This is a genomic window from Hydrogenophilus thermoluteolus (assembly GCF_003574215.1).
Classification (GTDB): Bacteria; Pseudomonadota; Gammaproteobacteria; order Burkholderiales; family Rhodocyclaceae; genus Hydrogenophilus; species Hydrogenophilus thermoluteolus.
Genome location: NZ_AP018558.1, coordinates 2,158,084 through 2,180,929 on the forward strand (window position 1 = coordinate 2,158,084; position 22,846 = coordinate 2,180,929).

Consider the following 22,846-nt stretch of genomic DNA (forward strand, 5'->3'; position numbering starts at 1 on the left):
CGCTCCCTTGTTCACGAGCGGGCTTTTTTCACGAACGGGATGTGAATTCCACCGCGCGCTCGCGTTTGGCAAAGCGGTCGAGCACACCGTTGACGAATTTGTAGCCTTCGTCTGCGCCGTAGCGTTTCGCCAGCTCGATCGCCTCGTCGATGATCACCCGATGGTTGGTTTCCGGATGGCCGGCAAACTCTGCCGCGGCGATCAACAGGATCGCGTGCTCGATGGGGTCGAGGTCGGTGATCGCGCGGCGCGAGAAAGGCGCCAGTTTGGCGCGAAACGCATCGGCATGGCGAATTGCGGTGCGGAGCAGCTCCAGCATCAGCAGATGGTCGGTGTGGGGAAAATCCGCCTCTTCGGCAAGCTGCTGTTCGATCGCGGCCAGGTCGTGTCCGGTGAGCAGCCACTGGTAGACCCCTTTGAGCGCGAGCTCGCGCGCAAGCCGCCGCCGCGAGCGCGATTTGTCGAGGGGCGTGGAGCGCTCGGCCGCGCTCACTGCGCACCTCCTTGCCGGGCCAACGCGCGCAGGTGGTTCGCCATCTCCACCGCCACTTGCGCACAGTCACGCCCTTTGCCGTGCATGCGCACTTCGGCCTCTTCGTCGGTGTTGGTGGTGAGCACCCCGTTGGCGATCGGGACACCGGTCTCGAGCTGTACGCGGGTGATCCCAGCCGCCATCTCGTTCGCGACGATCTCGAAATGGTAGGTCTCTCCCCGAATCACCGCACCCAGCGCAATGAGCGCGTCGAAGCGGTCAGAACGCGCCATCTTTTGGAGGATGAGCGGCAGTTCGAGCGCGCCGGGGACGGTGACGATCGCGACCGCATCGGGGGAGACGCCCAAACGGCGCAATTCCGCGACGCACGCCGAAAGCAGGCCATCGCCCACTTCCTGGTTGAAGCGCGCGAGCGCAATGCCAACGCGCACACCGCGGCCGTCGAGGTTCGGTTCGTATTCGTAAATGTCGTCGTATCGTGCCATGAGTCGATCCTAAAAACGTCACAAAACAGCGGGCGACGGTGCCGCCACCGCAAATTCCATACAATTGGGGGCGTGCGTCCGCTGACTGGCATCCAAGATCTCGATACTGACTACGTTGCCTTCCGCATCGAAATCGAGGATCACACCCGGTCGGATCTCTTCCGAAGATTCGATCGTGCCTTCGCGCAACGTCAAATGGAGGGTATCGGTTTCCCGATCATAGACCGCCTTCATGCTCGCCATCCCCTCGCTGCAGATATTTTTCCATTTTACTGGTTCGATAGACCGTAACGACCACTGGCGGTTCGTGCCCACTTTCGACCACGACGCGCACCAGGTACGTCTTTGCCGCGAAAACGATCCTTTTTTGGTAAATCGATCGGCCGCCTGCACCCGCAACGACCGACTCGGGCGCTTCTATCGTCGAAGCGATCCGTTCGAGCGTGATTCCCCGACGCGCCGCTTCGAAGCGCGCATGATCGGTCATGCGAAACGGTGTCATCCCTCTTCTTCGAAACCCACCACCTCCAGCCCGAAACCGGTCAGGTTCGGGAAACGCATCGGGTGCGACATGAGGCGCATCTTGCCGACCCCCAGCGAACGGAGGATCTGCGCCCCGACGCCGAGGAAACGGGGGTCCCAGGCGCGGCGGCGCACCCGCTGTTCGGTGAAGTTTTCCAAGAGCTCTTCGCCGCTCTGCGCGCGGTAGAGCATCACCGCGACACCAGCAGGGTGCAGGGCGATCCGCTCGAGCGCTTGGGGCAGCGTCACGCTGTGCCCGGCGTAGCCCGGGTCGAGAAAGTCGAGGATCGAAACCGGTTCATGCACCCGCACGAGCGTCTCTTGGTCGGCGGTGATCGGCCCTTTCCATGCGGCGAAGTGCACGTCGCCGGTGGTGGTGTCGCGAAACGCGGTGAGGGTGAGTGCCCCCCACGGGGTCGCGATCGCCTTTTCCGCCATCCGTTCGACCAGCGTTTCGGTGCGCAGCCGGTATTCGATGAGGTCGCGGATCGCGCCGATCTTGAGCCCGTGTTGCGCTGCGAACCGCTTGAGCTGCGGCAGGCGCGCCATCGTGCCGTCTTCGTCGAGGATTTCGCAGATCACCGCTGCCGGTTCGAACCCGGCAAGCGCCGCGAGGTCGCAACCGGCTTCGGTGTGACCGGCGCGAATGAGCACCCCCCCTTTGCGCGCCATCAGTGGAAAGACGTGGCCCGGCTGCACCAGGTCGGAAGGTTTCGCGTTGCGCGCTACCGCGGTGCGGATGGTATGGGCGCGGTCGTACGCCGAAATGCCGGTGGTCACCCCCTGCGCCGCTTCGATCGAGACGGTAAAGGCCGTGCCATAGGGGGTGCCGTTTGCTTCGGCCATGAGCCGCAACCCCAACTGCGCACACCGCTCCGGCGTGAGCGTGAGGCAGATCAACCCACGACCGTACTTCGCCATGAAGTTGATCGCTTCCGGGGTGACACATTCGGCGGCCATCACCAGGTCGCCTTCGTTTTCGCGGTCCTCGTCGTCGACCAGGATCACCATCCGGCCCGCTTGGAGCTCGGCGATGATCTCGGGCACCGACGCGAGCGCGACCGTTTCGCCGACGTCGTTCATGGACCATCACCTCCCAGCACATCCGTTTCAGGCAGCGATTCGGGCGTCTGCGCAAAATGGCGGGCGTAGGCAAGGAGCCGTTCGCCGTAACGCGCGATGGGGTCGACTTCGAGGTTGACGCGCGTCCCAGCGGTCAGGCGGTCGAAATTGGTCATCGCGACCGTGTGCGGAATGAGGTTCACCGTAAAGAGGCAACTGCCGTCGGCACGATCTTCGACCTCGTTCACGGTGAGGCTGACGCCGTCGATCGCGATCGACCCTTTGCGGGCGACGAACGGCGCCACTTGCGGTGGCGCGCGAAACTGCACGCGCGTACTTTCGCCGACTGGGGTCACTGCGACCACCTCACCCACCGCGTCGACATGGCCCGTGACCCAGTGGCCGCCCAAAGGATCGCCGACTTTGAGCGCTTTTTCGAGATTGACGCGGGACCCGACCTCGTTGAGCCCGGTGGTGCACGAGAGCGTTTCGCCGGAGACGTCGTACTCCAGGCACGGATTGCCCGCAACCATGCGCCGCCCGACCACGGTGAGGCAGACGCCGCTATGGGCGACGCTGTCACCGATCCGCACGTCGGAGAAATCGAGCGAGCCCACATCGACGGCGATCCGCACCCCATCGGCAAGCGGCGTCACCGCAGCAATGCGTCCCACGCCGATCACGATTCCCGTAAACATCCTGGTCTTCCTTTGCGTCCCGGATCGGATTGTAACAAGGAGTCCGCGTAAAAACCGCGCCGCACGGCAAAGCCAGGTAGAATCGGCATCTGTCTGCGCAACTGCGAACCAACGAAAGGAGCAAACGATGGCGAAACGCATTCCCAATCCCGACCCGAACGGGCTCTTCCGCGAAGAGACGATCTCCGACCCGAAAGTGGGGGCGATCCGGCGCATGATTCCGGTGACCGCCGATGGGCTGCCCGATCCCGACCGCGACGAGAAGTTCATCGGCGAACTCACCGTGATGACGCCGATGGGGGCGTTACCGCTCACCTTCGAAATCCCGGCGAAAAGCCTCTCGGACGCGGTCGCAGGGTTTGCCGACGCCGCGGAAAAGCAGCTCGAGCGGATGCAGGACGAGTTGCGCCGCCTTGAACTCGAACAGTCGTCGCTGTTGGCGAAGCAAGCGCTCGTCGGCGGCGGACTGGGAGGACAGGGCGGCCCCGGAGGTGCCGGCGGCCCAGGCGGTTTGGGGGGCGGTCGCGCTGGCGGCGGCAGCGGCCTCATCCTTCCGTGAGTGCGGCGCTTGGAGAAAACGCCGTCGTGCGAACGGTAACGCGGCGCGCTCAGCGCCGCTTTTCGCTGCGCAAGACCGCCTCGATCCCTTGCCGCGCGCCCGCGGTAATCTGCAGCGCGAGCACCGGGCGCAACTGCCACGCGATCACCAGCCGACCCACCCCTTGTTCCGCCCCGGCATAGTAACGGGCGACCACGTTGGGCGCAAGGCGCTTGCCGAGCGTCCATTCGGTGGTCCCCGTTTCGGTGGTGGCGATCCCCACTTCGTCGAAACCAAACGCCTGCCCCAAGTCCTGCAAGACGCTGTCGGCTTGGGTCAGCCCCAACCCACGCGCCGCGGTGAGGAGCAACCCCAGTGACGTGCCGCCGCTCCCCAAGGGCTGGCCGGTGATGAGCAGACTCAACATCTCGCCCTCCGGCCGCGCTGGTTCGGCAAAGAGTTCACTCTTCAGCTTCGACACCGGCCCCCAAAGGCGCAACCCCACGAGCCCTTCGTTCGGCAGCGTACGGACCGCTTCTGCTTCGACGATCGGGTCGCTGAGTGGGCCGGCAAAGGTCACACTGCCGCTGCGCACCGCCAGATCGACTCCGTAGCCGCGGTAGCGGCCGTCTACGAGCGCGATCGTGCCGGTTCCGGTTGGCGGCGCGGGGGGATCCCGGCGCACCATCAAAGCACCGATCAGGCGGGTGGTAAAACCGTACCCTTCGACCCGCACCGCGTCTCCCAATACCGTCTCCACCGCGAGCGCCACCGGATAGCCACTGGTTTTTTCCTGCGGGGCGTCGGCATAGACCAGATCGTCCGATTCGCCGACCACCCCTTCGGGTAGCGCCTGCACGCGCAGCGTCGCGCTCGGGACGACGACACGCCCATGAACCACGGCGCCGCTGGGTTGCGCCCACACGGAGAGCGCCGGCGCAAGATCGAGCGCAAGTTCCGGCACCCGCATCGCCGCGAACCGTTCGCCACGAATCTGCACCGCGGCCGACCAGTCGGGCCACGCGGCGGTACCCGTGCCCGTCACCGTCAGCGTGCCGCCCGCGGTGCTCGCCACCGTCGCACTCAAGGTCAGGGTACGATCCGGGGCAAGCGCAAGGCGCGCCTGCGGCAACCGCAGACCGACCCCTGCCTGCGGTAATGTCACGGTACCGTCGTGGAGTGTCAGGGTCGCGGCGACTTGGGGTGCGGCGATCGTTCCGGACACGGCTGCGTCCAGCATAGCGCGACCGTCGATGCCGGTCACGTCAGGCACGAGCGGCGCGAACGGCGCAAGCGACGGGATCGACACCTGCGCTTGCGCCGCGATCGTCTCCGGCTGGGTCCAATCGACCTGTGCGGTGAGCGTACCGTCGAGTTTCAACGTGGCCACCGGCGAGGCTTCCGGAAGCCACGGTCGCGCCAGACGCTGCACCGTCGCGAGCGGAAAGCGCGCGGTGGCGTGGGCGGAGACTGGCGCTTCAGGCCGCTGTTGGGCGCTCAGGCAGAGCTCCCCGGCCGCCTCCCCCGGGGTCAAACAGAGCGGCGCGACTTGCCAGGCGCCGGGGCGCCAGGTGAGCGCCGAAGCCTTGCGCAGACGCCAGACGCCCAGTTGCGGTGATGTTATGGTGAACGCGGTCAGCGCGCCCTGCCACGCGAAAGCGGCGTCGTCTGCCCCCGTGCGTGCTGCGCCCGCCACGGTGAGCGCGACAGAACCGGGTGCCGACGCCGCCTGCACGCGGATTTCGTGGCGGGCAAGCGTCCCGGTGAGCTGCCCACGAATGCGGTCGATCGGTGGCGCATCCCCCCAAGTGAGTCGATCGAACGCCGCTTCGAGCGCGAGTTCGGGCGTGTGCCAAGGACCTCGCATCGCGCCTTCGACTACCACCCGACCGGCAAGCGGCAGGCGCAACTGTTTGACGAGCGGTAGCTCCGCCAATTGCGGGGCAGCAAACCGCAGGTGCATCTCGACGGTGCCGTCTGCGTCGCCCGCACCGGCGACCACGAGCTGAGCGCTGCCGTGGCGCGCGGTGAGCGCCGCGGAAACGCGCGGAACGGTGCGCCACTCAGCAGTGAGCGCACCCGAGAGCGCACCGTCGGCGCTTGCGACGAGGAGGTCGTCAAGCGTTGCGTCGGTGGCACGAAGCGCACCGCGCCAGCTCAGTCGATCGATGCGGTAGGGCGCAGTCATCGCCGGGTGGTGGATCGTAAGCGCGGTAGCAGCAAAGCGATCGACCGCGATCGCCACCGGCACGGCTTTGAGCGTTGCAGCGAGCGCATCGAGTTCGGCGCGCCAATCGCTCGGCGGCGCGTCGTCCAGCTGCGGCTTGACCGTCACCGTAGCGCGTTCGAGCCCGAGCGCGCGCAAATGGATCGTCCGACGCCCAAGCGCCCCCCAATCGACCGCGATCGTGACCCGGTCGACGCGCACGGTCAGCGCTTCGTCACGCCAACCGAGGTTGCGCCAGACCACGCCAGTACGAAGCGTCCCCGATTCGTAGGCAATCTGCAGTGCAGGCACCATGCGATCCACCCACCGGGTCAGCAATGCAGTTCCCGTTTCGGTCGTGATCGCAGCAGTAAAGAGCACCACACCCGCCACCACGAACTGCACGAGCAGCCACACCGCCTCGGCAATCCAGAACGGCAACGCCGCAAGCCCCGCGACGCCCAGCGCCAAAAGCGCCCGCCACCACGATTGGTGCCGCCGCCGCATCAGAAGGTCACTCCCAGTCCGAGGTGGAGCCGCGGGGTACGGCGGTCACCGTCGAGCGGCACGGCGAGGTCGACCTGGAGTAACCCAACGGGCGAACGCCAGCGGGCGCCGACGCCGATCGCGGAAGCGGGCGCAAAGTCGAGCCAACTGTCGAACGCCTGACCGGTATCGAAAAAGAGCGCGCCGTACCAACCCGGCGGCCCGACGGGGTGGAGCAGCTCGACGCTCGCCACCACCAGATGCTGTCCACCGAGCACACGACCACTCCCATCGCGCGGGGCCAACGTCTGGTAGCCATAGCCACGCACCGAACGATCCCCGCCCGCGAAAAAGCGCAGCGCGCGCGGCAATTCGGTCAATTTGCCGCCCCACGTCGTCCCCCATTCGCCGCGCGCCCGCACGATCGTGCGTCCGAACGGCCATGCGAACTGCCCGCGCAGGTGCATCTGCATGAGGTCGTCGCTGCTCAAAAGCCTACGGGTCGCACCGCGTACGGTTGCCTGCCAGCCGAAACCGCGGGTAGGAAAGAGGGAATCGTCGAACCCTTGCCAGCCCACGGTGAGGTGTTGCAACCAGAAGTGGCTTTGCGTCACGGCGCTTCCCGAATCGGTTCGGCTCCGCAGCCAGTCCGACCCGACCGAAAGCGTCCAGGCGTCCCGCACGCGCGTCCATGAAAGCCCCACCTGTGCCGTCTGCTCGGTGAGTCCCAACCGCGATTCCCGCGACCATTCGCCGTGCCAAAGCAAAAACTCCGTCTTGGGGTGGCGGCGCGGCACACGGTAGTCGAAGGTGAGCCGCTGCGTTTCGCGTGCGAACAACAGCGTGATTTCGCCCTGATGACCGCGGCGATTGAGCAACGGCCAGGCAATCGTGCCGCGCAATTGCGCGCCGATGTCGCTGAAATAGCCAAGTGCCGCCTCGTAGCGACGGCGAGGCGCGGGGGTCGATTCGATCCGGAGCGGAACCCGGTCCCCGGTACGCGCCGCCCAATCGGGGAGCACCCGCACGCGGTCGAACCATTCGGTACTCATGAGGCTGCGTTGCGCCTCAGCCACCGCTTCCAGCCGGTAGCGGTCACCCGGTGCGACGGGAAGCGCGCGGCGTAGAACCGATGCTTCGACCGGTGCGTCGTGGGCGTCGATCGCGCCGATCACGAGCGGCGCGCCGCTCTCCAGCACCAACCATGCTTCGGCGGTATTGCGGGTGCGATCGACGATGAGCGCTTTGCGGCGGAAACGCGCGTCGACGAACCCTTCACGCTGCGCGAGCGCAAGGAGCCCGTCTCGCGTCGCGTCGAACGCCCCTTGATCGACGACCTCGCCGACCTTGAGCGGCACCGTAGCGCGCCACGCCTGCGCCGCGTCGGAGTCACTCAGCGGCCCGTCGATCGTGATTGCGACATGCGACCAGCGGGTGGGCGGTCCAGGGTCGATCGTGAGCACCAACGGGGAACACGGCGCGTCATCGGCCCAACGTGCGGTGACTTTGGCGTGAAAATGGCCCAACGCCCGCAGCGCGCTTTCGGCCTTCGCGACCACGCGGCGGCGCCATGCGGCATCGCGCTCCGGTGATGCCATAGCGCACGCGCGCGGCACTTGCGCCACGGTTCGCGCGACGTTCGTCCGCAAGCGGCCGGTGACCCCTTCGACACGAACGGAAGGTGGCGCCGTCTGCTCGGCGCGCTCTGGCGCGGCAACCGATGGCTCATCTTGAGCGCCTGAGGCGACAGGCACGGAAAACGCCCAGACGACCCCGAGCACGACGCGCAGCGGCACCTGGCGGGTTCGTTCCATCTTCTGATGATAGCAAAGTGGCAACGGCTCAAACGGCGAAGACCGGTGCGAACCCACCGCCAAGCGTACGGAAATTGGTGGTCTGCCCCGCGTAGAGGCGCGCAGCGAAGAGCAGCACCTCGCCGTCGTAGGCGTAGGCGCGGATGTCGAATTTGAACGGTTTCGTCGCACCACCGTTTTCCGCTTCCGGCACCGGCCGCACCGCCGGGGCCGCGTAGGCCTGTGCGACATAGGTGCCGGGCAGGATCACCGTCTCCCAAACGCGGCGCGTCAGTTTGTCGCCGCGGTACGCCGCTTTGCTGCCGTAACCGGCCACTGGTTTGAAAAAGAACGCGCGCCGTTCGGCCCAGAGCGTCGCGGCATTTTCGGGTGTCACCAACACGGTGGTCGGCACGTGCGCCAACAGGAGCGCCCGCGTTTCGCCATCGACACCGAGCGCCTGCAGCGCGGCGTCGTCCGAAAGCGTGACCAGCCGCCGCTTGTCGGCTAGGAGCGCGTGGGCGCGCGGGTGCGGCGTCACCACCGCCGCGTCGCCAAGGTACGCGTCCCGCACCGCCGCGTGCGCCGGGGCTTCGAGCGCGAAGTCGGTCAAGCGGTTATAGACGAGATCGATCGCAACACGCGCCCCCGCGTCACTACGCAGCCACAGCCGCCCGTCGGCACAGGTAAGCGCGGTGGGGTCCGCGATCGCGACGCGGTACCCCGCTTCGGTGAGCAACGCGCAAAAAAGGAGAAACTCGGGGTAGAGGTACTGTTCTCCGGGATCGTCGTCGACGATCGCGATCGTGGTAAGGGGCGCGTTTCCCCGGCAGCGCCGCCATTCGGTCTGAAACATCGCGCACAGCGCCGCGGTGGGCGGGGGTTGTTCGGTCTCTGCCGCGATTTTCGCTGCCAATTCCGGGCAGCAGGCGCGCTGCGCCGCCCGGATCATGGCGTTGATCATCGCACCACCGGCGTTGGTGTTGATCTCGATAAGTTGCGGCCCGCGCTCGGTGAGGTGAAAGTCGTACCCCATCAACACACCCCGCGCGGCGGTGGCGTGGCGGGCCGTTGCCGGTGCCGTCCCGAGCGCCGCTTTCTGCCATGCCGTGGTTTGTGCCAACCGTTCGACCGCGGCGACCACCGCGCGAATCGTCGCCAGATCCGCTTCCGGCACGAAAAGCGCCACCGGTGCGATCAGGTGCGGGCGCTCGGCAAAACGCGCCGGGAGTTGGGCGAGCATCGGGTCACCGGCTGCCCAGGTGTCGAGGACCTGCGCAAGCCGTGCGCGATCGAGCGAATGGCAGGTACAGGTGTGGTGCATCTTACAGCCAACCGTTTTTGACCAACCACCAAACGAGCACGAGCGACGCCACCCACCCGGCGACGAGCGCTGTACGGCGCACCCGTTCCTTGCGTTTGGCTTTCGCGGCGCGCCGCGCGGCGATCTTCGCTTGCCGACGCGCCGTTTCGCGCGCGAGCAACTCCTGGTGCAACAGGCGCGGCAGTTGCGGCACCCATTTCGCCCAATGGGGCGCCTCCTCGCGCAGCGCTTTGGGCAACGCCCGCCACCCCACCTGCTCGCTCATCCACCGTTCGAGAAAGGGTTTCGCGGTTTGCCACAGGTCGAGGTCGGGGTCGAGCTGCCGCCCCAACCCCTCGATGTTCAAGAGCGTCTTTTGCAGCAACACCAGTTGCGGCTGCACCTCGACTTCGAAACGCCGCGCCGTCTGAAAGAGCCGCAACAGAGTTTTTCCAAACGAGATCTCTTTGAGCGGACGGTCGAAGATCGGCTCACAGACCGCGCGAATCGCCCCTTCGAACTCTTCGACACGCACGTACGGCGGCGCCCATCCGGCTTCGATGTGCGCAAGCGCCACCCGGCGGTAGTCGCGCTGGAAAAAGGCGAGAAAATTGACCGCGAGGTAGTTTTTGTCTTCGTCGGAAAGCGTGCCCATGATGCCGAAGTCGAGCGCGATGTAGCGCCCGTCGGGGGCTACCAGGATATTGCCCGGATGCATGTCGGCGTGGAAAAAGCCGTCGCGAAAAACCTGCGTGAAGAAGATCTCGACCCCCGCGGCGGAGAGCCGTTTGAGGTCGATCCCCTGCGCCCGCAACGCGTCGATCCGCGAAATCGGCGTGCCGTGCATCCGCTCCATTACCATCACCTGGCTGCCGCAGTAGTCCCAATAGACCTCAGGCACGATGAGGAGCTTAGCATCACGGAAATTGCGCCGCAATTGCGAACAGTTCGCCGCTTCTCGCATCAGGTCGAGCTCGTCTTCGAGCGATTTCGCGAACTCCGCGACCACTTCGCGCGGCCGCAGCCGCTCCCCTTCCGACCAGAGGGTTTCGAGCAGCCACGCAGCGGCATCCATCAACGCGACGTCGTGTTCGATCACCTGACGGATGCCCGGACGCAAGATCTTCACCGCCGCTTCGCGCCCGTCGAAGAGTTGTGCGAAGTGGACCTGCGCCACCGACGCGCTCGCGACCGGCTCGGGGTCGAACGCCGCGAACACTTCGGTCACGGGGCGGCCGAAATGGTGTTCGAGGATCGTGAGCGCCGTTGCGCTCGAAAACGGGGGGACGCGATCTTGCAGCTTTGCCAGTTCGTCGGCGATGTCCGGCGGGATGAGGTCGCGGCGGGTGGAGAGCATCTGCCCGAACTTGACGAAGATCGGACCCAGGGATTCGAGCGCCACCCGCAAGCGCACGCCACGCGGCGTCGCATCGTGCCGCCAGAAAAAGAGGCGGCGCCACCATCGGGACAACCGCCCAGACGGGTCGGCCGCGCAGACGATCTCGTCGAGCCGGTAGCGGTAGCCGATCCAAACGATGCGAATGAGGCGCAAAAGGCGCATGACGGACGTGATAGCGAAAGAACCTGCGCATTGTACCGTCTTGTCCGCCGGTTCCGTACAATACGCTCCTTCACTAGGCGGGGACGAGACGATGCGCTATTGGGTTCGCTTTGCACCGGAAATCATGATCAAGGGCAGCAGCGTGCGCAAACAGCTGAGCGCGCAGCTTGCCGAAAACCTCAAAGCGGTTTTCGCCAAGCGCGGGATCGAAGCGACGTTTGCGCGCCACCGCGACCGCATCGACGTCACGGTTGCCGACCCTTGCGCGACTGCGGCCGAAGCCGCGCTCACCCAGACCCCGGGGGTAAACCAAGCATGGCGGGTCAAGACCGCGCAGCTCGACACCCCGACACTCGACGCCGTCGCTGCCGCGATCGTTGCCGAAGCGGCACCCCGCGTCACCGGCAAACGCTTTGCCGTGCGCGCTCGTCGTAAGGGCACACACCCGTTCACCTCGCAGGAGATCGAGCGCGCCGTCGGCGCCGCGCTCCTTGCCGCCGCCCCGAACGCGCAGGTCGACCTCACCCAACCGGAGGTGGTGGTCGAGCTCGAACTCGACGGTACGCAGCTTGCCTTCGTCGACGCGCGGATTCCGGGGCTGGGCGGTTTTCCACTCGGCTCGCAAGGTGAGGCGCTCGCGCTCGTCTCCGGCGGTTTCGATTCGACCGTGGCCAGTTTCATGAGTCTGCGCCGTGGCGTACGCACCCACTTTCTCTTCTTCAACTTGGGTGGTGCCGCGCACGACTTGGGCGTCAAGCAGATGAGCTTCTATCTGTGGCAGCGGTTCGCGCTGTCACACCGCCTCCACTTCATCTCGGTGCCGTTCGAAGGGGTGGTCGAGGCGTTGCTCACTCAGATCCCCGACAGCTACATGGGCGTGATGCTGAAACGGTTGATGCTGATCGCCGCGGAACGGATCGCGGACGAAATGGGCATCGACGCGCTCGTCACCGGTGAAAGCGTCGCACAGGTCTCCAGTCAGACGCTGCGCAATCTGGCGCTCATCGACTGCGCAACGGGCAAACTGGTGTTGCGGCCGCTCGCGTTCGTGGACAAAGGGGAGATCATCACATGGGCCGAGCGCATCGGCGCGCGGCAGTTCGCCGAGACGATGCCGGAATATTGCGCGGTGATCTCGCGTCATCCGGTCACCCACGGTTCGTTCCAACGCTTGGCCGCGGTCGAACGCCGTTTCGATTTCGCGCGCCTGGACGAAGCGATCGCCGCGCGCGAGGTAACCCCGGTCGATCAGCTCCCGCAGACGATCAACGCGCAACCGGCGGTGCCCGTCGTGACGACGCCGGAAGCGGGCGACGAAATTCTCGACATTCGCCCACCGGAGCGAGTCAAAGCGGCACCGCTTACCCTGCCCCACCGGGTAGTCCCCTTTTTCGCACTCAAAGAGGCAGCGAAGGGGTTCGACCCCAACCGACGCTATCTGCTTTACTGCGACAAAGGGGTGTTGAGCCAGCTCCACGCGCTGCGGTTGCGCCAAGCCGGTTTCAACCAGGTGTACGTTTTCCGCCCGAATGGACCGCCCCGCCCATGAGCACCGCCCACCCCCGCGTGCTCGGGTGGCTTTCGAGCGCCAATTTCGCGATCATCGTCAGCGGAATCGAGAGAAACGCGCCCACGGTGCCGAGCAACCAGCCCCACAAAAGGAGCGAGACCAGCACCACCGTCGGCGAAAGCCCTAGCGCTTGCCCCATCCAGCGCGGCTCGACGACGTTGCCCAATACGACGTTGATCGCGAGATACCCCACCGCAACCACCGCCGCGTCGACTGGGCCATACTGCAACAGCGCCAAGACGACCGCGGGCAGCGCGGCAATGATCGAGCCGATCGTCGGGATGAAGTTCAAGAGCCCCGCCAAGACGCCGAAAAAGAGCGCGAAATCGACCCCACGCCACGCCAACAGCCCCCACGCCAGCAACCCGGTAGCGGCGCTCACACTGGTTTTGATCACCAGATAGCGATTCACCGCCGCCAAGAAGCGGCGCATCCGCACCTGTGCCCGTCGCTCGCGCGGGAACGCCGCGGTGAAACGGGCCGTAAGCGTTGGCACCTCCAGCAGCAAAAAGACGTACGCCAAGAGCACCAACGCGAAATTGGCCGTCACCTGACCGGTTGCCGCAGCGAGCGTGCGCGCCCCTTGCGCGATCACCGCAAGCGACGGGGTCGGCAACTCCGCCAGGAGCGACTCCCACGGCGCGCCGCGCGCCGCCAGCCACGCTTGCACGCCGCTGTAGAAGGACAACCATTTGCTCTGGTATTCCGGGCCATTCGCCGCCAGTTGTCGCGCGGTGAGCTCGATGACGTTGAAGAGTTGAAACACTGCGAACCCAACGACGACGAAGAGCAGCACGATCCCCACCCCCCAAGGCACTTTACGGCGATGGAGCCAGACGAGCGGCGGCACCGAGATCATCGCAAGAAAGACTGCGACCAGTAGCGGCGCGAGCCAACTCGCCACCGCCTGCACCCCGGCACCGATCACGACAAGCGCCGCAATGACGAAGAGCGGCAGAGGCAGCTGCCCCGTTCGCTCCCGACGCGGTTCGCGTTCCTGCGCCACGTTCCCTCCTCTTCGTTCACTCTCAGGTTCTTGGGTTGCGCGATCACGCCCTTGGGCCGTTGCGAACGTTCCCCGCCCGTGGTCTCATTTCGGGCCGATGGGGTGCGCGCGCTCAGCGGGGCGAGTATAATCGGAAGCAAACCCTTTCGTTACCAAGATCATGGCACAAACCACACACGATTGGACCCACTTGGAACCCCGACACGTCTTGGCGGGGTGGCTGCATCAAGCCATCACTGCAGCATTTCCCGACCACGCCCATCAACCGGTGACGCTCGAGCGCCCCAAAGACCCCAGCCACGGTGACTGGGCCACCACCTGGGCGCTGGCGCACGCCAAAGCGCTCAAACAAAACCCGCGCGCGATCGCCGAAGCGATCCGGCGCGAGCTCACCCCCCACCCGTGGGTTGCGGAGGTGACGATCGCCGGGCCTGGGTTTCTCAACATCCGTCTCACCCCGGCAGCGAAAACGGCGGTCGTGCCGAAGATCCTCACCGCCCGTGACCGCTTTGGCGCCGGCAAACCCCGCGCCGAACGGGTACAGATCGAATTCGTCTCCGCCAATCCCACGGGGCCGCTCCACGTCGGGCACGGTCGCGGCGCCGCGTACGGTGCGACGCTTGCCAACGTCATGGCATTCGCGGGTTGGCAGGTCGCGCGGGAATACTATGTCAACGACGCTGGCCGCCAGATGGACATCCTGACGCTCTCCACCTGGCTGCGCTACCTTGCGCTTTTCGGTGTCGAGATTCCCTTCCCGAAAAACGCCTATCAGGGGCAATACGTCGTCGCGATGGCCGAAACCCTCAAACAGGCGCACGGCGCACGGTTCTGCACTGCCACGGCGGAAGCGCTCCTTGCGGGCGTCCCCGAAGAGCCGCCTGCGGAACGCACCGACGACGACGCAGCCCAACAACGCGAAGCGCGGCTTGATGCGCTCATCGCGAACGCGAAGCGGTTGTTGGGCGAAGATTATGTGTGGCTGCACCAGTTCGTGCTGGCCGAACAGCTCGGCGATTGCCGCGACGACCTTGCTGAGTTCGGCGTCACCTTCGACAACTGGTTTTCGGAGCAGAGCCTCTACGACACCGGTTTGGTCGCGCGCACCATCGAAACGCTGGAAAAGCGGGGCCACATCTACACCCAAGACGGCGCGAAGTGGTTCCGCGCCACTGCGTTCGGCGACGAAAAAGACCGCGTGGTGCAGCGCGCCAACGGCAGCTACACCTATTTCGCTTCCGATATCGCTTATCACCTCAACAAATTCGAACGCGGCTTCGACCGCGTGATCGACATCTGGGGCGCCGACCACCACGGCTACATCCCCCGCATGCGTGCGGCGCTGGAGGCGCTGGGGCTCGACACCAGCCGCTTCGAAGTCTTGCTCGTGCAGTTCGCGGTGCTCTACCGCAACGGCGAAAAGGTGCCGATGAGCACCCGCGCCGGTGAATTCGTCACGTTACGCGAACTGCGCCACGAAGTGGGCAACGACGCGGCCCGCTTCTTCTATATCCTGCGTAAGTCGGATCAGCATCTCGATTTCGACCTCGATCTGGCAAAGCGGCAATCGAACGACAACCCGGTCTATTACGTTCAGTACGCGCATGCGCGCATCGCGTCGGTACTGCGCGAATGGCGCGAGCACGAAGCGGGCGACGCTGCGATCGACGAAACGCTCGCTACCGCCGACCTCGCCCCGCTCGAAGCCTCGCCAGCAGCGCTTGCGCTCGCGCAGCAGCTGCAAATGTTCCCCGCCATCGTCACCACCGCCGCCGAAGAGCGGGCGCCGCACCATATCGCGTTCTACCTGAAAGCGGTTGCTGCCGATTTCCACGCGTGGTACAACGTCGATCGCATCCTGGTCGAGGACCCAGCGGTACGCCACGCGCGGCTGGCGTTGGCGCGCGCCACGCAATGGGTCCTCAAAAACGGTCTGCAGCTCCTCGGCGTTTCGGCGCCGGAGCGGATGTGAGTCGGTTGGGATGGTGACGGAACGATGAACGTGGCTCGGATCGCAGCGCGAACACAACCTCCGCGCCCCCAGTGGGGGGGAACCCTGGTGGGGCTGCTCCTCGGGATTGCGCTGGGCGCGATGCTCGCGCTGGCTGCGGCCTGGTACGTCACGCGCCACTCCCCGTTTCGAACCCAATCCGCGCCCACCGTCACCCCCAGCGAAATCCCGAAAGAGATTCTCGGGATGCTTCGCAGCCAAAACGGTGGCGCACCCACCGAACCCAACCCCCCCCAATCGGTCGCCACACAGCCTGGGTCGGCGCCGCTTGCCGCCGCTGCCCTGGAACCGGCTGCCACACCGCCCGTGGCAACACCGAACGCGACGTCCTCGATCACGGGGCCGGTCCCGCCAGCTCCCTCGGCACCGCCCGCCGCGAACGAACGCTGGTTCTGGCAAGTGGGCGCATTCGGCTCGGAGCAAGAGGCCAACCGGGTGCGCGCCGAGCTGGCACTCTTGGGGCTCACTTCGCACGTGGAACCCACCCGGATGGATGATGGTCGAACCCTTTACCGCGTCCGTGTCGGCCCGTATCCCTCACAACAGGCGGCGCAAGCGGTCCGCAACCGGCTGCAAGGGGCGGGTTACCAACCCGTGATGGTCAGAGGGTAATCACCCTGTTCAGGAGGAGCGAATGCACAATGACTTTGGTGATCTGCTTACCCGTCGCGCGTGGCTTCGCACCGCAGGCGGGTTGCTTGCGTTGGCTGCGCTGCCGCGTGCCGGCATAGCCGCCCCCACCCACGAAGTGATCGACCCGCCGATCGCCTCGCCCAGCGACGTGATCGAAGTGCTGGAGTTCTTCCATTACGGCTGTCCCCATTGCCGCAATTTCGATCCGCTCTTGCAGACGTGGAAAGCGAAATTGCCTGGCGACGTGCGGGTGCGCGCGGTGCCGGTCATCTGGAACCAACGGGTGCTCCAAGGGCTGGCGACGTTTCATTTCGCGCTCGCGGCAATCGGCGCGCTCGACACGCTCCATCCGCGCGTCTTTGCCGCATTGCAAGACGAACGGCGTCCGCTCTACGACCGCGACGGCGCCGCCGAATGGGTGCGCGAGCAGGGGGCCGACGGTGCGGCGCTCGCGAAAGCGTGGGATTCGTTCGGCGTACAGACCCGCGTGAAACAGGCCGACCGCGAGACGCGTGAATACCAGATCCAAGGGGTGCCGACGCTTGCGATCGCGGGGCGTTATCGCACTTCGGCGTCGCTCACCGGCAGCCACGAAGCCGCATTGGCCGAAGCGGATCGGTTGATTGCGCGCATTCGGCAAAGTCGACAGAAAGGGTGACGGGCATGGCCGGAGCCGGTAGTTACCTGACAACGGACGCCGCGCCTTCGGAGCGCCGCCGCCACCAACGGATCTACGTCGCGCTCGTCTCGTCGCGCCGTTTTCGGGTGGACTTCGCCGGCGTGCCCGGCGGCGATGACCGCCCCGTCTATGACCTCTCGCTGGGCGGCTTTTCGTGTGGCCGCCCTACTGAGTTACCCACCACCTCCTTTCCCTTCGTTTTGCACAACGACAACGACGCGCAACCGATTCGCGGTGAAGCCGAAGTCCGCGCGGTGGTGAGCGACGGCCGCATCGGCTGCGCATTCGTGGCGCTCGACCCGGCAGAGAGCGAACGCCTCACCCGTTGGCTCATCGATTACATCCTGGCAAATGCCCGCGTGCGCATCGGCGAAGAAGAGGCGCGCGCGATTGTCGAGGGGAATTCGTTTTTGTGATTCACTCCTGACGGAGCGCGACGATCGGGTCGAGCCGCGCGGCGCGGCGCGCGGGCAGAAAACCGAACACCACCCCTACCGCGGCGGAAAAGAGCACCGCCAGCGCGATCACGCCGAAATCGAGGAGAAACGGAAACCCGAGCGCCTGCGCCGCCAAATAGGAAGCCACGAGCGCGAGGACGATCCCGATCGCGCCGCCCGCAAGCGAAAGTACCACCGCTTCGACCAGGAACTGTGTCATCACATCGACCGCGCGCGCGCCGATCGCCAACCGAATGCCGATCTCACGCGTCCGCTCGGTGACCGAAACCAACATGATGTTCATGATCCCGATCCCGCCGACCACGAGGCTAATCGCCGCCACCGCGGATAGGAGCGCGGTGAGCATCCGGGTAGTCGAGGTGAACGTCCGCTCGATTTCGCGCGAATCGGTGATGCGGAAGTTGTCGCTCTCGTTCGGTGCGACCCGCCGCCGTTCCCGCAGCAACTGTTGGACTTCGGCGATCGCTTCGCTACTGGTGTAGCCGGGCGCAACGGCAGCGATGATGAACCGCACCTGGGTGTTGCCCGCGATGCGGCGGTGATAGAGGCGCAACGGCACCATCACCAGGTCGTCCTGGTCGCTGCCGAATGCCGATTGCCCTTTCGCTGCGAGCACCCCGATCACCGAACAACTCAACCGGTCGAGCCGCATCCGTTCGCCGACCGGCGAGCGGTCGCCAAAGAGCGTCGTCGCTACCGTCTGTCCGAGCAGACAGACCGGGGCACCGGAACGGAGCTCGCCCGGCGTCGGTTCGCGGCCGTCCGCTACGGGCCACTGCCGGGCCGTCAAGTACCCTTCGCCAATGCCGACGATCTGTGTCGTCGTGCTCTGGTTGCCGGCGATCACGGTGCGGTTGGTCACCGCGGCAGGCGCAGCGATCGCGATCGACGCCGCTTCGCGCTCGAGAAAGCGGGCATCTTCGACGGTGAACGGAACGGTCAGACTGCCGGGCCCGAAGCCGCGCGACGGGCTGATGAAGAGAACGTTCGACCCCATCGCGGCGATCTGCTGCTGCACCGCGGCGGTTGCGCCGCGCCCCAGCGTGACGAGCGCGATCACCGCCGCAACCCCGATCACCACCCCGAGCACGGTGAGAAACGAGCGCAACGGGTTGCGCGAAAGGGCCCGCACCGCTTCGCGCCACGCGATCATCCACATAGGCCGCCCCTCTCCTCACGTTCGATCCGCCCATCGCGGAAATGGACGATGCGCCCCGCGTATTCGGCCATCTCCGGTTCGTGGGTCACCATCACGATCGTCACCCCTAGCGTCGCGTTGAGCGTGGCCAGCAGTTGCATGATTTCGTGGCTGCGCGCGGTGTCGAGGTTGCCGGTGGGTTCGTCGGCGAGCAGAAGCTGCGGCCGGGTGACGATCGCGCGCGCGATCGCGACCCGCTGCTGTTGGCCGCCAGAGAGTTCGCTCGGGCGATGCCCTTCGCGACCGGAAAGCCCCACCTGCGCAAGCGCCGCTTGGGCGCGCGCGCGGCGCTCCGCCGCTTTCACCCCTTGGTAGAGGAGCGGCAATTCGACGTTTTCCAACGCGGTGAGCCGCGGCAAGAGGTGAAACCCTTGGAAGACGAAACCGATCACGTAGCGCCGCAGCAGCGCGCGCGCGTCGGCGTCGAGCGCGGTCACCTCCAGCCCTGCCAACGTATAGCGCCCCTGGGTGGGCGTATCGAGGCAGCCGATCACGTTCATACAGGTCGATTTTCCCGAACCGCTCGGCCCCATCAGCGCGACGAATTCGCCGCGCGCCACGGTGAGGTCGATCCCGGCAAGTGCAGAGACCGCGGCGTCGCCCGCCCCATAGACGCGGGTGATCCCTTCCAAGACGACGAGCGGGGAAAGCGCAGCACCCGCAGCGGTTGCCCCGCCCGAGCCCGGCGCCGGGGCTTGCGGCTGGGGTGCGTCGCTCACGGCGCCTCCGCGCGCAGTTCCCGAACGATCACCGGTGTACCGGCGCGCAGTTCCCCTCTTTCCACTTGGATTACCTCGCTGCGCTGCCCGTCGTTCAGCCCCAAACGAACCGTCACCGCGCTTGGCGCGCCCCCTTGCAGCACATAGAGTGTTACCGCGCCGCGCGTTTCGCGCTGTGGCGGTGATTGTGGGGCGCGGGGAATCCGCGGGCGCAGAAAATCGAAAAGGGAAAAACCTTTCGACGCTTCTGCCCGCTTTGCTTGCGGACGATAGCGCAATGCCGCGTTCGCCACCGTCAATACCCCTTCGCGGCGATCGGTTTCGATCTCGGCGGTTGCGGTCATCCCGGGACGAAGCCGCAGGTCAGGGTTTTGCACTGCGATCACCGTTTTGTAGGTGACGACGCCATTGACCACCTCGCTGCCCCAGCGCACCATCGTCACCTTCCCCGTGAAGGTTTCGTCAGGGAAGGCGTCGACCCGAAAATGGACCGTCTGCCCGGCGCGGACCCGGCCGACGTCGGCTTCGTCTACGTCGGCCAATAGCTCCATTTCGCGCAGGTCTTCGGCGATCACGAAGAGCACCGGCGCTTGCAATGACGCCGCGATCGTCTGGCCGGGGTCGACTTTGCGCTGCAACACCACTCCGTCGACCGGAGAACGGATCACCGATTTGTCGAGGTTGATCGCCACCTCCTCGAGTTGCGCCTCGATCGCGGCGATCTGGGCCCGCACCTGCGCGTCGCTGGCTTCGGCACGCGCCACCGCGGCTTCCGCCGCATCGAGTTCGCTTTGCGCCACGGCTTGGCCATTGCTCGTTCGCGCCGCGGTCCGCAAACGGGCCAAACGGGTCTGCGTCTCCCGGATCGTCGCCGCCACCTCGGGCAATTTGGCGCGCGTTGCCGCCAACTGCGCCGTCAATTGGCGACGCTGCGCTTCGAGCTTGCGCGTGTCGAGCCGAGCGAGCACCGCCCCTTGGGTGACGCGGTCGTTGAAATCGACAAGCACCTCGCGCACGGTGCCCGAAATCTCCGCACCCACGTCTACTTGTCGGGTCGGCTGCAACGACCCGGTTGCCGTCACCGTCGCGACCAGGTCTGCGATCCGCGCTGCGTCGGTGGCGTAGCGCACCACCGGCTGCGCAGGTTGCGTGTGCCACCACCACGTTCCGGCAACCCCTCCAAAGAGCAGCGCCAAGAGGATCCAGCGCCAGCGTGTGCGCCGGGGCTGGGCGCGCAGCCGTGCGCTCAGTTCTGGCGGAAGCACCCCCACAGCAGTCTGTCCCCCCTCGTTATTGTCTGCCTCCCTCACGATAGCATGCTCCTTGGTCTCCTTGCTCCCCTTGCGGTCACCGCACCCTCCTTCACGCGCTCACCATGGCACGCCCAGATGGTATTCGAGCAACAGGCGGTCGTTTCGGCTCGTCGCGAGTGCCGTCTGGTAAGCGGCTTCGGCGCTGAGCCAGGTGCGCTGCGCGTCGAGGACGAGCGCGTAATCGACGAGCCCGGCGCGGTACTGCGCGTCCAACAGTTGCCACGCCCGCTCGGCTGCCTGCGCTGCGGCGGCAAGCGCGTGACGGCGCGCGTCGTTCGCGTGCAGCTGCGCAAGCGTCTGTTCGACCTCGCCCAACGCCGCGACGAGCGCAGCCCGGTAGTTCGCAGCCGCTTCGCGCACCGCGGCGTCGGCAGCGCGCGCTTCGGCAGCAAGCCGCCCACCGTCGAAGAGCGTCGCCGAAAGGTTCCACGCCAGCGCCCAACTCGCCGCGCTCATCTGCCACATCGCCGCCGGATTCGCCGCGGCGAACGCAAGCGTCCCAGTGAGCGGAAAAGTCGGGTATTGCGCCGCGCGCGCTTCGAGCGCACTGGCCACCGCTGCCGCGAGCTGCCGCTCCACTTCGCGCACGTCGGGACGGCGGCGCAAGAGGTCGATCGGGGTACCGGGGTCGGGCGGCGGTGGCAAGAGGTCGTCTGCAGAAAGGGGCGGCGGATCGCGCCAAGGGCCCTCTCCGCCTCCGGTAAGCGTCACCAGGCGTTCGACGGCAACAGCATACTGCGCCTGCGCTTGGGCGCGCTGTGCGGCGAGTTGCGCTGCCAGGGTTTCGAGCTGTGCCCGTTCCCGTTCGCTTGCGAGTCCTGCCGCGATGCGGGCGTCAAGGAGTGCCCGGCTCTGCGCGACGATGGCCATTTGCCGTTCGCTCACCGCCTGCTGCGCGCGCGCGGCGATCGCGTCGAGGTAGGCCTGCGCGGCTTGCCAGAGCAACTGCCGTTCAAGGTGCGCGGCTGCCCAGTGGGCCGCCTCGGCTTGCAGCGCCGCGGCGCGCGCCGCCGCCGCGCGCCTACCGAAAAGGTCTGGCGTCCACTGCCCATCGATCCCCGCCTGCGTGGTGGCGTCGACGCTGGCTTGGCCGGTGCGCGCCGCGCCCGTACCGCTACGCGTCATGCCCGCATTCGCGGTGATCGTCACTGCCCCGGCTTGCGCCTGCGCCGCCTCGGCGAGCGCTGCGGCTTTCGCCCACCGCGCAAGCGCCGCCTCTCGCTCAGGGTTCGCCGCCCGCACCGCGGTAAAGAGTTGGGCGAGCGACGGTGCGGCGGTCAACCAGGGCGACGACACGTTGGCTGGCGCAACCTCGGCAACGCCATGGTGGAAACGCTTGGGCCAATCGGCTTCGGGATTCGGGTATTGCGGGGGCTGCACCGCGCACGCGGACAGGAAGAGCGGCGCCAGGTACACCCACCTAACGTGCAGTTGCCGCGAGCTGGGCAAGGGATTCGGGGTCGTTGCAATTGGCGAAGGCGTCGGGTTCATCCGCGAATGAGACCGCGCTGTGCGGCAAAGTTCCGTACCAGGCGTCGATTCTACGCCGATTGGTCGCCAAGAACGCGGTCAGACTGGGTAAATGGGCACGATGGACGAGCAAAAAGACCGGATGGGCACGCACGCCGTCGTGGGCGAAAAAGACGGGCGGCAGAGTGTCGTGCGTGGTCTCCGCTCCGTGGACACCGGGACGCGCCAACACCCCTGCTTTGTGCGCCGCGGCCAAGAAGCGCGCTACGAGATCGCGAGGCAGGAGCGGCGCGTCGCATGGCACCGTGACCACCCATTCGCTGGGCGCCGCCGCCAGCCCCGCGGCGATCCCGGCAAGCGGCCCGGCAAAGCGCCATTCAGGGGCGTCACTGACCACGGGGTAGCCAAGCGCACGGTAGCGCTCGAGGCTGCGGTTGGCACTGACAAGGAGCTGAGTAACCTGCGGACGCAACCGCTCGATCGCCCACGCGATGAGCGGTTTGTCACGCCAGGTAACCCACCCTTTGTCAACGCCACCCATGCGCCGCCCTTCGCCACCGGCAAGGATCAGCCCGGTCACGGCGGGCCGGTTCGGGTCGGGTTCGGCATGGGACATCGGGATGTCGTCCTCTCTTTCCTGTG

At 66.3% G+C, this 22,846-nt stretch carries 22 protein-coding genes; 6 read left to right on the top strand and 16 right to left on the bottom strand.

Going from position 1 to position 22,846, the window contains the following annotated elements; translation table 11 throughout:
• Positions 1-28 precede the first annotated feature (28 nt).
• From nusB to HPTL_RS10520, 6 genes are read right to left on the bottom strand one after another with little or no spacing between them, the layout of a single operon-like run.
• The gene (nusB, locus tag HPTL_RS10495; protein WP_119335927.1) at positions 29-493 is read right to left on the bottom strand and encodes a transcription antitermination factor NusB; all 465 of its coding nucleotides are present in this window, start codon (positions 491-493) and stop codon (positions 29-31) included.
• The gene (gene ribH, locus HPTL_RS10500; protein ID WP_119335928.1) at positions 490-978 is read right to left on the bottom strand and encodes a 6,7-dimethyl-8-ribityllumazine synthase; all 489 of its coding nucleotides are present in this window, start codon (positions 976-978) and stop codon (positions 490-492) included. Before ribH ends, nusB begins: the two co-directional genes overlap by 4 nt.
• 18 nt (positions 979-996) lie before the next feature.
• A complete protein-coding gene (locus HPTL_RS10505) occupies positions 997-1,212 on the bottom strand; it encodes a DUF2283 domain-containing protein (protein WP_119335929.1) in 216 nt (71 codons plus the stop codon).
• Positions 1,196-1,480: a DUF4258 domain-containing protein gene (locus HPTL_RS10510; RefSeq protein ID WP_119335930.1), complete on the bottom strand. Its 285-nt coding sequence runs from the start codon at positions 1,478-1,480 to the stop codon at positions 1,196-1,198. The genes HPTL_RS10505 and HPTL_RS10510 overlap by 17 nt, the downstream gene beginning before the upstream one ends.
• Positions 1,477-2,583: a bifunctional 3,4-dihydroxy-2-butanone-4-phosphate synthase/GTP cyclohydrolase II gene (gene ribBA, locus HPTL_RS10515; RefSeq protein WP_119335931.1), complete on the bottom strand. Its 1,107-nt coding sequence runs from the start codon at positions 2,581-2,583 to the stop codon at positions 1,477-1,479. Before ribBA ends, HPTL_RS10510 begins: the two co-directional genes overlap by 4 nt.
• Positions 2,580-3,260, bottom strand: a complete 681-nt coding sequence (locus HPTL_RS10520) for a riboflavin synthase (RefSeq protein WP_119335932.1) — start codon at positions 3,258-3,260, stop codon at positions 2,580-2,582. The genes ribBA and HPTL_RS10520 overlap by 4 nt, the downstream gene beginning before the upstream one ends.
• Before the next feature lie 127 nt (positions 3,261-3,387).
• On the opposite strand from HPTL_RS10520, the gene HPTL_RS10525 reads away from it, so the two are divergent.
• Positions 3,388-3,819, top strand: coding sequence for a hypothetical protein (locus HPTL_RS10525; protein WP_119335933.1), 432 nt, complete (start codon positions 3,388-3,390; stop codon positions 3,817-3,819).
• Between the two features lie 49 nt (positions 3,820-3,868).
• Here the strand turns inward: HPTL_RS10525 and HPTL_RS10530 are convergent, their stop codons facing one another.
• The 4 genes from HPTL_RS10530 to ubiB are packed head-to-tail and all read right to left on the bottom strand — an operon-like array spanning position 3,869 to position 11,147.
• A complete protein-coding gene (locus HPTL_RS10530) occupies positions 3,869-6,511 on the bottom strand; it encodes a translocation/assembly module TamB domain-containing protein (RefSeq protein ID WP_119335934.1) in 2,643 nt (880 codons plus the stop codon).
• Positions 6,511-8,304 carry an autotransporter assembly complex protein TamA gene (locus HPTL_RS10535; protein ID WP_119335935.1) on the bottom strand — a complete coding sequence of 598 codons (1,794 nt, stop codon included), beginning with the start codon at positions 8,302-8,304 and terminating at the stop codon, positions 6,511-6,513. Before HPTL_RS10535 ends, HPTL_RS10530 begins: the two co-directional genes overlap by 1 nt.
• Positions 8,305-8,332: 28 nt before the next feature.
• On the bottom strand, positions 8,333-9,607 hold the full coding sequence (locus tag HPTL_RS10540; protein ID WP_119335936.1) for an ATP-grasp domain-containing protein: 1,275 nt from the start codon (positions 9,605-9,607) through the stop codon (positions 8,333-8,335).
• 1 nt (position 9,608) lies between these two features.
• Positions 9,609-11,147 (bottom strand): ubiquinone biosynthesis regulatory protein kinase UbiB, encoded by a 1,539-nt coding sequence (ubiB, locus tag HPTL_RS10545; RefSeq protein WP_119335937.1) that lies wholly within the window; start codon positions 11,145-11,147, stop codon positions 9,609-9,611.
• Positions 11,148-11,238: 91 nt separating this feature from the next.
• Here ubiB and thiI point away from each other — a divergent pair, with 91 nt between their 5' ends.
• Entirely contained in the window at positions 11,239-12,696 is a 1,458-nt protein-coding gene (gene thiI / locus HPTL_RS10550; RefSeq protein WP_119335938.1) for a tRNA uracil 4-sulfurtransferase ThiI, read from the top strand.
• On the opposite strand, the gene HPTL_RS10555 is transcribed toward thiI, so the two are convergent.
• A complete protein-coding gene (locus HPTL_RS10555; RefSeq protein WP_119335939.1) occupies positions 12,650-13,723 on the bottom strand; it encodes an AI-2E family transporter in 1,074 nt (357 codons plus the stop codon). The two genes, thiI and HPTL_RS10555, sit on opposite strands and share 47 nt — an antisense overlap.
• A gap of 160 nt (positions 13,724-13,883) precedes the next feature.
• Here HPTL_RS10555 and argS point away from each other — a divergent pair, with 160 nt between their 5' ends.
• From argS to HPTL_RS10575, 4 genes are read left to right on the top strand one after another with little or no spacing between them, the layout of a single operon-like run.
• Positions 13,884-15,695 (top strand): arginine--tRNA ligase, encoded by a 1,812-nt coding sequence (gene argS / locus HPTL_RS10560; RefSeq protein ID WP_119335940.1) that lies wholly within the window; start codon positions 13,884-13,886, stop codon positions 15,693-15,695.
• Between the two features lie 24 nt (positions 15,696-15,719).
• Positions 15,720-16,346, top strand: a complete 627-nt coding sequence (locus HPTL_RS10565) for an SPOR domain-containing protein (RefSeq protein ID WP_119335941.1) — start codon at positions 15,720-15,722, stop codon at positions 16,344-16,346.
• A 22-nt stretch (positions 16,347-16,368) separates the two neighbouring features.
• Complete coding sequence (locus HPTL_RS10570; RefSeq protein ID WP_119335942.1) at positions 16,369-17,025, top strand: thiol:disulfide interchange protein DsbA/DsbL; 657 nt, start codon at positions 16,369-16,371, stop codon at positions 17,023-17,025.
• 5 nt (positions 17,026-17,030) lie between these two features.
• A complete protein-coding gene (locus HPTL_RS10575) occupies positions 17,031-17,462 on the top strand; it encodes a PilZ domain-containing protein (protein WP_119335943.1) in 432 nt (143 codons plus the stop codon).
• A gap of 1 nt (position 17,463) precedes the next feature.
• Here the strand turns inward: HPTL_RS10575 and HPTL_RS10580 are convergent, their stop codons facing one another.
• The 5 genes from HPTL_RS10580 to mobA form a co-directional block, all read right to left on the bottom strand.
• Positions 17,464-18,663 (bottom strand): ABC transporter permease, encoded by a 1,200-nt coding sequence (locus tag HPTL_RS10580; RefSeq protein WP_119335944.1) that lies wholly within the window; start codon positions 18,661-18,663, stop codon positions 17,464-17,466.
• Complete coding sequence (locus HPTL_RS10585) at positions 18,654-19,334, bottom strand: ABC transporter ATP-binding protein (RefSeq protein WP_349497531.1); 681 nt, start codon at positions 19,332-19,334, stop codon at positions 18,654-18,656. The genes HPTL_RS10580 and HPTL_RS10585 overlap by 10 nt, the downstream gene beginning before the upstream one ends.
• A gap of 83 nt (positions 19,335-19,417) precedes the next feature.
• Positions 19,418-20,731 carry an efflux RND transporter periplasmic adaptor subunit gene (locus HPTL_RS10590; protein WP_170141350.1) on the bottom strand — a complete coding sequence of 438 codons (1,314 nt, stop codon included), beginning with the start codon at positions 20,729-20,731 and terminating at the stop codon, positions 19,418-19,420.
• Between the two features lie 60 nt (positions 20,732-20,791).
• Entirely contained in the window at positions 20,792-22,150 is a 1,359-nt protein-coding gene (locus HPTL_RS10595; protein ID WP_170141351.1) for an efflux transporter outer membrane subunit, read from the bottom strand.
• A gap of 4 nt (positions 22,151-22,154) precedes the next feature.
• Complete coding sequence (gene mobA, locus HPTL_RS10600; RefSeq protein WP_119335948.1) at positions 22,155-22,820, bottom strand: molybdenum cofactor guanylyltransferase MobA; 666 nt, start codon at positions 22,818-22,820, stop codon at positions 22,155-22,157.
• Between the last annotated feature and the right edge of the window lie 26 nt (positions 22,821-22,846).